Source organism: uncultured Neisseria sp. (genome assembly GCF_951230505.1).
Classification (GTDB): Bacteria; Pseudomonadota; Gammaproteobacteria; order Burkholderiales; family Neisseriaceae; genus Neisseria.
Window position 1 is genome coordinate 1 of the sequence record NZ_CATNVN010000056.1, and the last position, 11069, is coordinate 11069.

The following is an 11069-nucleotide window of genomic DNA, read 5'->3' on the forward strand; positions in this document are numbered from 1 at the left end:
GCGGCGGCGGGGAGGGTCAGGCTGAGGGCAATGGCGGTTTTGCAGAAAAACGGTTTCATAAAGGCAATAGAATCAGGTTGTTTGTTCAAAGTGTAATTATACTATGTACACTGTCAGCATCCGCCAACTTATTTTTAGGCGGTGTAAAACTGTGGCTGAAAGGTTGAAAATTGGAATAAAAGGTCTTAGGCCGTCTGAAACTTGTTATATAAAGTTTCAGACGGCCTTTGTTGTCATAGCGGATTAAGCGTTTAACAGGCTTTCGTCCAATGTCAGTTCTTCGTTTTTATTGACGGCTACTTTGCGTGCCAAAACGTTTTGGGCGATTTCGTGTGCTTCGGCAAGCGAGTGCATCAGGTAAGTACCGCATTGGTATTCGTTCAGCTCGGGGATTTTGCTTTGGTCTTGAACGGTCAAAACATCCTGCATTGAAGCGAGCCATGCGTCGGCTACTTTTTGCTCGTCGGGCGTACCGATGAGGCTCATGTAGAAACCGGTGCGGCAGCCCATCGGGGAAATGTCGATGATTTCAACGCCGTTGCCGTTTAAGTGGTCGCGCATAAAGCCTGCGAACAGGTGCTCCAGCGTGTGAATGCCTTTTTCAGGCAGGATTTCTTTGTTGGGAATGCAGAAACGCAGGTCAAATACGGTAATGGTGTCGCCTTTGGGCGTGGTCATGGTTTTTGCCACGCGTACGGCAGGGGCATGCATACGGGTATGGTCGACTTTGAAACTGTCTAGTAGGGGCATTTGGGTGTCCTTTGAGGTGGTTTATATGGGTTTTCTAGATAGGAGTTTGTCCAGTAATTGATCGTCCAACAGGCGGTCTTTGACTTTCAGCCATTCTCCGTGTGCTTCAGGGAAACCGTTGCGGCAATATCCTGCCTGTTCGACAAAATCAAATACAGCATGGATGTAATCATTAATGCACAATGCGGCTATGGTGCAGGCTTCATCCCATAAGATCAAGACATGGTTGGGGATATGTTTGTCAGATACATCTTGGACATTGTAGATGTGTAAGGCATCTAGAATCCCGTCTTGCGAAGCGGCATAGAAGTAGCCTGTGTTGCCATCATCTTCAAAGACGACGCCATAAGGGATATGTTCGAAAAATGATTCTAAAACCTCGGGCGTACCGACAGTAAAATTTTCGATTTCGGCAGTCCGATACAGAGGTAATTGTGCCATTGGGGAATGCTCTCTTGGTGGGAATACTCAAATCACAATTCGGCAATCTCAACCGCTTCGCCCGAAGCCGCGCTCAGTGCTTCGTTTAAAACGTCGTAGAAATCACGGCTGTCGCGTGTTGCCAGCCATTTGCCGTTTTGCTCGGCGAAATGGTAGCCACCGCTTTTTGCGGCAATCCACAATTCTTGGTTGGGCGTGTGGCGGTTGACGATGATTTGCGTGCCGTTTCCGGCTTCAATGGTCAGTACGTTTCCGGCAAACTGGCAATCGAAATCCCAGCCGTTTTCATCGATTTGGTCTTCGATGTGTTCGAACAATTCTTCGCTCAGGCGGATGAATTCGCTTTCGGTCATCATGGCTTTTTGTGTGGTTTTTGTTTAAGATACCGAATCTTGCCACATTCGTAATGATAAAGAAAGTTTTACTGATGAAATACGGCGTATTTTTTGCAGCGGCAACGGCTCTGCTGCTCTCTGCCTGCGGCTACAAAGGCGACCTCTACCTGCCCAAAGAAGGCGACAAGGCGCGCTTCGGCGTGATTCAGACCGGCTTGAAATTCGATACGGCCAAAGAGCCGACCACTCAAACCAACGATTAAAAAAGACTTCACAAACATGACCTTATCCTGCGAACAAATCCCTTATTCCCACCTTGCCGAGGAATTCGGCACGCCGCTTTATGTGTACAGCAAATCTGCGCTGACCGAGGCGTTTGACAACTACCAAACCGCGTTTGCTGCTTTGAATCCGCTTGTCTGCTACGCGGTTAAAGCCAATGGCAACCTGAGCATCATCAAACACTTTGCTTCTTTGGGGAGCGGTTTTGACATTGTGTCCGGCGGCGAGTTGGCGCGTGTTTTGGCGGCCGGCGGCGATGCGGCGAAAACGATTTTTTCCGGTGTGGGCAAGAGTGAGGCAGAAATTGAATTTGCGCTGAATGCAGGCGTGAAATGTTTCAACATGGAAAGCATTCCCGAAATCGACCGCATTCAGAAAGTTGCCGCGCGTTTGGGTAAAGTCGCTCCGGTTTCCCTGCGCGTCAATCCTGATGTTGATGCCAAAACTCATCCTTATATCTCCACCGGTTTGAAAGCCAACAAATTCGGTATTGCCTATGCCGATGCGCTTGAGGCCTATCGTCATGCTTCCCGACAAAGCCATTTGAAAATTGTCGGTATCGACTGCCACATCGGCTCGCAACTGACCGACCTCAGCCCGCTCATCGAAGCCTGCGAACGTATCTTGGCCTTGGTCGACCAACTGGCAGACGAAGGCATTGTGTTGGAACACTTGGACTTGGGCGGCGGTGTCGGCATTGTTTACCAAGACGAAAATGTGCCTGATTTGGGCGCGTATGCCCAAGCCGTTCAAAAACTGATCGGTACGCGCCGTCTGAAACTGGTTCTTGAGCCCGGCCGCAGCTTGGTCGGCAATGCCGGTGCGTTGTTGACGCGCGTCGAGTTCGTCAAACATGGCGAAGAGAAAAACTTTGTGATGGTCGATGCGGCGATGAACGATTTGATGCGTCCGGCGCTTTATGACGCCTATCATCACATTGAAGCGGTCGAAACCAAAGACATTGAGTCTCTGACGGCCAATATCGTCGGCCCGATTTGCGAAACCGGCGACTTCCTCGGCAAAGACCGCACCATCGCTTGCGAAGAAGGGGATTTACTGCTTATCCGCAGTGCCGGTGCGTATGGTTCAAGCATGGCGAGCAACTACAACACGCGCAACCGTGCGGCGGAAGTATTGGTTGACGGCAACGAATGCAAACTTATCCGCCAACGTGAAACCGTCGAGCAGCAAATGGCCAATGAATTGGCTTGTTTGTAAGGTTTGATTGTTTAAAAGGCCGTCTGAAAGCTTGATAGACTTTCAGACGGCCTTTGTTATGAAGGAAAAGGGCATGTATCAAACACGCCCTTTTTAGTTTATCAATAATGCGGCGGAATCTCATCGCGCAGGCTGTACGGTTCGCGTTCGCCGTTTGCACCTTTGTCCTGCATCCGTTGATACAGAAGCCGCAACTGGCCTTGCTGCAAATCCAAAGCCTGCTGCATCTTGGCGATGGTGTCGTTCAGGCTGCCGATTAAGTCTTCCTGCAAGGCCGTCTGAATTTCCAGTTCGGTAATGCGGTGTTCCAATTCCTGAATATCGCTCATATTACAGCACCATCGCGGCAATCCAGCCTGCAACCATCAGCGGGATATTGTAGTGGATAAAGGTCGGGATAACCGAATCGCGGATGTGGTCGTGTTGGCCGTCGGCGTTCAGACCCATGGTCGGGCCGAGTGTCGAGTCTGAAGCAGGGGAGCCTGCATCGCCCAGCGCACCGGCCGTGCCGACGATGGCGACGGTCGCCATTGGGGAGAAGCCCAAGCTGATGCACAAAGGCACATAAATCGCGGTAATAATCGGCAAAGTCGAAAAGGACGAGCCGATGCCCATGGTCACCAGCAAACCGACGCACAACATGGTCAATGCGGCCATGCCTTTATTGCCGCCGAATAAAGCCATGCTGTGTTCGACCAAAGGCTGAATCTCGCCGGTTGCGTTCATTACAGCGGCGAAACCTTGTGCCGCAATCATAATAAAGCCGACCATCGCCATCATTTTGATGCCTTCGCCGAATACATCGCTGGCGGCGGAGCGGTTCATCACGCCCAACATCATAAACACGGCAAAGCCCAACATCGCGCCCAATACCAATGAGTTTTCATACATAAGCTGAATGGCAAAACACACGGCAATCGCCACGGCCGCCACCAAGCTGCGATAGGTTGAAGGCTCTTGTTGTTGCACTGCCGCACGGTTGTCTTCCGTGTCAGTAGTATTGTTTTGATAAATGCGCGGCTTGCGGTAGTGCAAAAAGGCCAGCAGCAAGCCGGACACCATGCCCAAAGCCGGAATCGCCATTGCGTGCATCACATTGATGCCGCTGGTATCCATGCCTGCCGAGCGGATATTGCCCAACATGATGTCGTTCAAGAAGATGGCGCCGAAACCGTAAGGCAGGAACATATAAGTCGTTACCAAGCCAAACGTAATCACGCAGGCCACCAAGCGGCGGTCGAGTTTCAAACGGTTGAACACCAACAGCAGCGGCGGAATAATCATCGGGATAAATGCAATATGAATCGGCACAACGTTTTGGCTCATCACGCCCATGCACAAAATAATCGCCAGCAGCAGCCATTTGACCGCGCCTTCGCCTTTCGCATTGCCTTCGCCGCCGTTGAGTTTGCGGATAATCACGCCGGCGAGCTGTTGCGGCAGGCCGGAATGCGTGATGGCCATGGCAAATGCGCCGAGCATGGCATAAGACAGCGCGATTTGCGCCCCGCCTTTCAGACCTTCGTTAAAAACAGGAATAATCCCTTGCTGCACTACATCGCCGGCCGCGTTGGTTACATTCTCCAAAGGCATACCGGCCACCAAGCCGCCGACAAACGCGCCGACAGCCAAGCTGAGCACCACATGCACGCGCGATAAAGACAGCACAAGCATGATGATGACCGCAATTATAACCGCATTCATATTGTTCTCCGTTGTTTCAGACGACCTATTATGTAAAAACAGGCAATCATCTGTTTACATATTACAAATAAACATCATAACCCAAGCAGGAAGCCTTTGCAAAAAACGGCAGGCCGTCTGAAAAACGGACCATCGGTTTCAGATGGCCTGCTGTGAACCCTTATTCAGCGTTTTAATATGGCGTGCGGTTCTGGCGATAAAAATAGCCAAAAAACACGCGCTTCCTATTCTTTGCATAGGGTACCAATGTTAAAATCGACACAATGTCTCGGTATTAGGTTTGTCACTGAAATTAAAGCATTTATTGATAAAACCTAATTCAATCATACACAAACAAAGGAAAGAAGTGATGGATATTCTGACGCGGCTGCACAATCTGCCGCCCTCCCGCTTTCATTACAAACTTCTGGTTTTGGTCGGCATCGGCTGGCTGTTTGATGCCATGGATACCGGCTTGGTGTCGTTTGTATTGCCGGCTTTGGGCAAAGATTGGGCGCTGGCTCCGGCGCAGTTGGGTTGGATTGTCAGCATTGCCTTTGTCGGCATGGCTCTGGGCGCGGTATTCAGCGGCTGGCTGGCGGACAGGTTCGGACGGAAAACCGTTTTTGCCGGCACGATGGTGGTGTACAGCATTGCCACAGGTTTGTGCGCAATTGCGCCTGATTTGACGGTTTTGCTGGTGTGCCGCTTTTTTGTCGGCGTCGGCTTGGGCGGCCAACTGCCTGTCGCCGTGTCGCTGGTCAGCGAATATGCGCCGCCGAAAGTACGCGGCCGTTTTATTGTGTTGCTGGAAAGCTTTTGGGGCTTGGGCTGGCTTTCGGCCGCGCTGGTGTCTTATTTCTTTATTCCGCAAACCGGCTGGCACAGCGCGTTTTTATTCGGCGCCTTGCCCCTGTTTTATGTGCCGTTGGTGTTGAAATTCGTTCCCGAATCTGTGCCTTACCTGCTTTCCCGCGGCAAAACCGACGAAGCGCACCGTTTGGTATCCGTGCTGGAAATTCAATCGGGCATCACGCCGCCGACAGAAGCCGTTGCCGCACCGGCCACCCCGCGCGAACGCATCCGCTTCGTCCAACTTTGGCAACATCCGTTTGCACGGCGCACGCTGATGCTGTGGCTGGTTTGGTTCGGCATCGTGTTTTCGTATTACGGCATTTTCACTTGGTTGCCCAAATTGCTGGTCGAGCAGGGCAATACCGTGGTCAAAACCTTTGAATATGTGTTGGTGATGATTGTTGCGCAACTGCCCGGCTATATAGCTGCTGCGGCCTTAGTGGAAAAAATCGGCCGCAAAGCAACGCTGGCAGGCTTCCTGGCCGCTTGCGCCGCGTGCGCATGGTTTTTCGGGCAAAGCACCACTGCGGCCGAAGTCATGATTTGGGGCAGTATGATGTCCTTCTTCAACTTGGGGGCCTGGGGCGTTTTGTACACCTACACCCCCGAACTCTACCCCTTGCGCTTCCGTGCCTTCGCATCCGGCTGGGCAGGTGCCATCGGCCGCATCGGCGGCATACTTGCCCCCATGGTAGTGGCGGCTATGGTGGGCAACAGCGGCGGCTTCGGCAATATCTTTATGATGTTTGCGCTGGTCATGCTGCTGATTGTGGCGGTAATCTTGGTATTGGGTGAAGAAACCAAAGGCCGTACGCTGGAAGACATCAGCCAATAAAAGATAGACATGAAAAGGCCGTCTGAAAAATATTTTCAGACGGCCTTTTTTATTTTGAGTATGTAATTTTAATACATCGTTTTTCTGTTTTTATCTTAATTATCGAGGAAAGCGACGAAGAATAACCGTCTTTGTTTTCGTGTGGATAAAAATATTATACTTCAAAGAATTAAAATGAATAAACGATAAAATGGCCGTCTGAAAAGTTCAATCATGGTTTGTGATGTAGGTCAAAGCAAAATGTAACTAAATTACCTATAGTTATCGTAGTGAAAATTTATTGACCTTATTGCCACCTTTTATTAAGGAGATACACCATGAACGCATCAGCCGACAACGTCGTCAGCCCAGCCGTAGCCGAGGTAAACAGCCTGGTTGACAAGGGTTTACGGGCATTGGACGAGTTTCTTAAGCTCGATCAGGAGCAGATTGACTTTATTGTTGCCAAAGCCTCTATCGCCGCGCTGGACAAACATGGTGTGCTCGCCATGCACGCGGTAGAAGAAACGGGACGCGGCGTGTTTGAGGATAAGGCGACGAAAAACCTGTTTGCCTGCGAAAACGTCGTGCGCCGCCTGCGTGATTTGAAAACTGTGGGCGTCATCAGCGAAGACGATGTAACCGGTATTACCGAAATCGCCGATCCGGTCGGCGTGGTTTGCGGTATTGTGCCGACAACCAATCCGACTTCCACTACCATTTTCAAATCCCTGATTGCACTGAAAACCCGCAATCCGATTATTTTCTCGTTCCACCCGTCCGCCCAGCAGTGTTCCGCCCACGCCGCACAAATCGTGCGCGATGCCGCGATTGCGGCCGGTGCGCCGGAAAACTGTATCCAGTGGATTGAAAAGCCGTCTATGGAAGGCACTTCCGCGCTGATGAAGCATCCGGGCGTGGCAACGATTTTGGCGACCGGCGGCAATGCGATGGTGGAAGCCGCTTATTCCTGCGGCAAACCCGCGCTCGGCGTCGGGGCGGGCAACGTACCTGCTTATGTTGAAAAAACAGCAAACATCCAGCAGGCGGCACACGACATCGTGATGTCCAAAGCGTTCGACAACGGCATGATTTGCGCCAGCGAACAAGCCGTCATCGCCGACAAAGAGATTTATAAAGAGCTGGTCGAAGAGTTCAAATCCTACGGCGTGTACTTTGCCAACAAAAAAGAAAAAGCCATGCTCGAAGACTTCATCTTCGGCGTTACGGCAAACTGCGCCAACTGCGGCGGCGCGAAACTCAATTCCGCCGTTGTGGGCAAACCGGCGGCGTGGATTGCCGAACAGGCTGGGTTTAAAGTGCCTGAAAAAACCAACATCATCATCGCCGAATGCCGCGAAGTCGGCCCCAACGAGCCGCTGACCCGCGAAAAACTCTCGCCCGTACTGGCGATGCTCAAAGCCGATTCCACCGAACAAGGCTTGCAGTTTGCCGAACAAATGGTCGCCTTTGACGGCTTGGGACACTCCGCCGCCATCCATACCGCCGATGAAGAATTGGTCAAAACGTTCGGCTCCCGCGTCAAAGCCCTGCGCGTGATTTGGAATTCGCCTTCCACCTTCGGCGGCATCGGCGACGTGTACAACGCCTTCCTGCCTTCTCTGACCCTCGGTTGCGGCTCTTACGGTAAAAACGCCGTCGGCGGCAACGTCAGCGCAGTCAATCTGTTAAACATCAAAAAAGTAGGCCGTCGGAGAAACAACATGCAATGGTTCAAAGTGCCCGCCAAAATCTATTTTGAACGCGATTCCATCCAATATCTGCAAGACATGAAAGACTGCGAAAAAGTCATGATCGTGACAGACCGTTCGATGGTTGATCTGGGCTTTGTCGATAAAATCACCTACCAGCTCCACCAACGCAAAAACAAAGTGACCATCCAGCTGTTTACCGATGTCGAAGCCGATCCGAGCGTCCAAACCGTCTATAAAGGCACGGATTTGATGCGCAGCTTCCAGCCCGACACCATTATTGCGCTGGGCGGCGGCTCGCCGATGGACGCGGCCAAAGCCATGTGGCTCTTCTACGAGCAGCCGCAAGTCGATTTTGAAGACTTGGTGCAAAAATTCATGGACATCCGTAAACGCGCGTTCCGCTTCCCCGAATTGGGCCGGAAAGCCAAATTCATCGGCATCCCTACCACATCGGGCACAGGCTCCGAAGTGACTCCGTTTACCGTCATCAGCGACGGCGACAAAAAATATCCGATTGCCGACTACTCGCTGACCCCGACCATTTCGATTGTCGATCCTGCGTTTACCATGACCGTACCGGCAGGCGTAACCGCCGATACCGGTCTGGACGTATTGACCCATGCCGTAGAAGCGTACGTTTCCGTACTGGCGAACGACTTTACAGACGGCCTCGCTCTGCAAGCCATTAAGCTCGTGTTCCAATACCTCGAACGCTCCTACAAACATGGTGCGGCCGATCCTGAAGCGCGCGAGCATATGCATAATGCCTCTACCATCGCAGGCATGGCGTTTGCCAATGCGTTCTTGGGTATCAACCACTCGATGGCACACAAAATTGGCGGTAAATATCATGTTCCGCACGGCCGCGCCAACGCCATCCTGCTGCCGCACGTCATCCGCTACAACGGCACGCGTCCGCAGAAAACCGCCACTTGGCCGAAGTACAACTACTACAAAGCCGACCTGAAATATCAGGAAATCGCCCGTACCTTAGGCCTGCCATGCAGCACACCGGCAGAAGGCGTAGAATCCTTCGCCCGCGCCTGCCACGAACTGGCGGTCAACGTCGGCATCAAAATGTCGTTTAAAGAGCAGGGCATCGATGAGAAAACCTTCCTCGATGGCAGAAAAGAGCTGGCCATGATGTCTTTTGAAGACCAATGCACCCCGGCCAACCCACGCCTCGCGATGGTGGCCGATATGGAAGAAATCCTGACCAAAGCCTACTACGGCGAATAAAATAGGGTAGTTAAAAAGGCCGTCTGAAACCTGAATATAGGGTTTCAGACGGCCTGAGACCTTTGCAAAATTCCCCAAAATCCCCTAAATTTCCACCAAGACATTTAGGGGATTTCTCATGAGTACTTTCTTCCAGTAAACTGCCCAAGCCATGATTGCCAAACACATCGACCGCTTCCCACTGTTGAAGGTTTCCCTCATGCCAAAATGGATACATTATTGGCAGAAAAAGGCTTGTTTGATCCCCAAGAATTTAAGTTAAGTGTGATGGCAGCATTTGGCTATCGCAAGTAAGAGCCTCACCCAAAAACGCGAAGTGGTGGAATTTATTAAATAATGTTCCACTTTAAACTATCAACGACAAGAAAGGCTGAGCATACCAACATTGGCGTTTTAAGCCCTAACAATGAATACAGGAAGCACTTTATCGATAATTTTGGCCTAATTTTTCCAAGATATACTTAGTCCTGTTAAAACAAGCACCAACTGTTTTATATTTTAATTTCACAAAGAACACTACCATGAAAAATATTAAATTTACCTTATTTGCCTTTTTAGTCGGCATATCCGCTTTATGGCTGTTTGCCACGCCATTTCCAGACAAGTGGGGCGTATTTCCCGTACGTAACCTATTATTACAGTTCACCGGCAGCATCAGCATACTGGCCATGAGTGCTTGTATGATTCTTGCAGTACGTCCCAAAATGTTGGAAGGACTATTTGGCGGATTGGATAAAATGTACCGCCTGCATAAATGGTTGGGCATCATTGCCCTTTCAGGCAGTATCCTGCATTGGATCAGTAAGCAATTCCCCAAATGGCTGGTAAAGCTCGGTCTGTTTGACGGCAAAAAGCCACCGCGCCCACCGATGCAGGAAGTCTTGACTTTAAAAGATTGGTTAGTTACCCAGCGCCATTTTGCTGAAGAAGTGGGTGAGATTGCTTTTTACGTTGCAGTCGTCTTATTGGTTATCGCACTGATCAAACTTATTCCCTACCGTTGGTTTGCCAAACTTCACATCTTAATTGTCCCTGTCTATATTGCACTCGTATGGCACACCATCGTATTGGCAAACTTTGCTTACTGGGCTCAGCCACTTGGCTGGTTGCTGGCTACCGCCCTATTCTTCGGTAGTATTTGTTCCCTCCTCGCCCTCTTTAAACGCATTGGTAAACCGCAAACCGCAACAGTAACTGCCATGAACCAAAACGGCTCCCTGCTTTCACTTACCCTGAATGCGCCAAAATGGCAGGGACACCAAGCCGGTCAATTCCTCTTTTTACGTGCACATGGAGAAAGCCACCCATTTACCATCGCTTCAAACTGGAATCCTGAAAATCAACAAATCAATCTTATTATCAAAGACTTGGGAGACTACACCCATCGTCTGCCTCAACGTTTGAACATCAGCGATACCATTCAAATTGATGGTGCATATGGCCGCTTCAATTTTTCAGATAAAAATGAACAAATTTGGGTGAGTAACAGTATTGGTTTTACGCCTTTCAAACGATTGACTGGTTCCATGCCGATAGAAATTTATCTGCAGAAATAATCGACCAATGGAAAGATTTAGCTCAACAAGCGAATGTTACGTTCTACTATATTCCTTCTGAAACTCAAAGATTGTCCACTGATCATATTGCACAAGGCGTTCAGAATAGTAAAACTCGCAGCCTATGGCTTTGTGGTAGTCATAATTGCAGGAAGTCTTAAGACACTCTCATTGCATCAAG

At 50.4% G+C, this 11069-nt stretch carries 10 protein-coding genes; 5 read left to right on the top strand and 5 right to left on the bottom strand.

What is annotated here, in order from left to right; translation table 11 throughout:
* Nucleotides 1–243: 243 nt before the first annotated feature.
* From luxS to cyaY, 3 genes are read right to left on the bottom strand one after another with little or no spacing between them, the layout of a single operon-like run.
* Nucleotides 244–750, bottom strand: coding sequence for an S-ribosylhomocysteine lyase (gene luxS / locus Q1M25_RS05140; RefSeq protein ID WP_004518928.1), 507 nt, complete (start codon nt 748–750; stop codon nt 244–246).
* 21 nt (nt 751–771) lie between these two features.
* Nucleotides 772–1191 (bottom strand): DUF2251 domain-containing protein, encoded by a 420-nt coding sequence (locus tag Q1M25_RS05145; RefSeq protein WP_300482467.1) that lies wholly within the window; start codon nt 1189–1191, stop codon nt 772–774.
* A gap of 32 nt (nt 1192–1223) precedes the next feature.
* Nucleotides 1224–1547 (bottom strand): iron donor protein CyaY, encoded by a 324-nt coding sequence (gene cyaY / locus Q1M25_RS05150; RefSeq protein ID WP_300482469.1) that lies wholly within the window; start codon nt 1545–1547, stop codon nt 1224–1226.
* A 71-nt stretch (nt 1548–1618) separates the two neighbouring features.
* On the opposite strand from cyaY, the gene Q1M25_RS05155 reads away from it, so the two are divergent.
* Complete coding sequence (locus tag Q1M25_RS05155; protein WP_036472795.1) at nt 1619–1789, top strand: lipoprotein; 171 nt, start codon at nt 1619–1621, stop codon at nt 1787–1789.
* Nucleotides 1790–1805: 16 nt separating this feature from the next.
* Complete coding sequence (gene lysA, locus Q1M25_RS05160; RefSeq protein WP_300482473.1) at nt 1806–3026, top strand: diaminopimelate decarboxylase; 1221 nt, start codon at nt 1806–1808, stop codon at nt 3024–3026.
* 101 nt (nt 3027–3127) lie between these two features.
* On the opposite strand, the gene Q1M25_RS05165 is transcribed toward lysA, so the two are convergent.
* Both Q1M25_RS05165 and Q1M25_RS05170 read right to left on the bottom strand, forming a co-directional pair.
* Nucleotides 3128–3355, bottom strand: coding sequence for a SlyX family protein (locus Q1M25_RS05165; RefSeq protein ID WP_049348560.1), 228 nt, complete (start codon nt 3353–3355; stop codon nt 3128–3130).
* 1 nt (nt 3356) lies between these two features.
* Entirely contained in the window at nt 3357–4730 is a 1374-nt protein-coding gene (locus Q1M25_RS05170) for a Na+/H+ antiporter family protein (protein ID WP_300482477.1), read from the bottom strand.
* A 349-nt stretch (nt 4731–5079) separates the two neighbouring features.
* Here Q1M25_RS05170 and Q1M25_RS05175 point away from each other — a divergent pair, with 349 nt between their 5' ends.
* The 3 genes from Q1M25_RS05175 to Q1M25_RS05185 all read left to right on the top strand — a co-directional run bounded on the left by Q1M25_RS05175 (nt 5080) and on the right by Q1M25_RS05185 (nt 10888).
* Nucleotides 5080–6399 (top strand): MFS transporter, encoded by a 1320-nt coding sequence (locus tag Q1M25_RS05175; protein ID WP_300482479.1) that lies wholly within the window; start codon nt 5080–5082, stop codon nt 6397–6399.
* Between the two features lie 317 nt (nt 6400–6716).
* Nucleotides 6717–9332 (top strand): bifunctional acetaldehyde-CoA/alcohol dehydrogenase, encoded by a 2616-nt coding sequence (adhE, locus tag Q1M25_RS05180; protein ID WP_300482481.1) that lies wholly within the window; start codon nt 6717–6719, stop codon nt 9330–9332.
* A 521-nt stretch (nt 9333–9853) separates the two neighbouring features.
* The gene (locus tag Q1M25_RS05185; protein WP_300482483.1) at nt 9854–10888 is read left to right on the top strand and encodes a ferric reductase-like transmembrane domain-containing protein; all 1035 of its coding nucleotides are present in this window, start codon (nt 9854–9856) and stop codon (nt 10886–10888) included.
* Nucleotides 10889–11069: the final 181 nt, after the last annotated feature.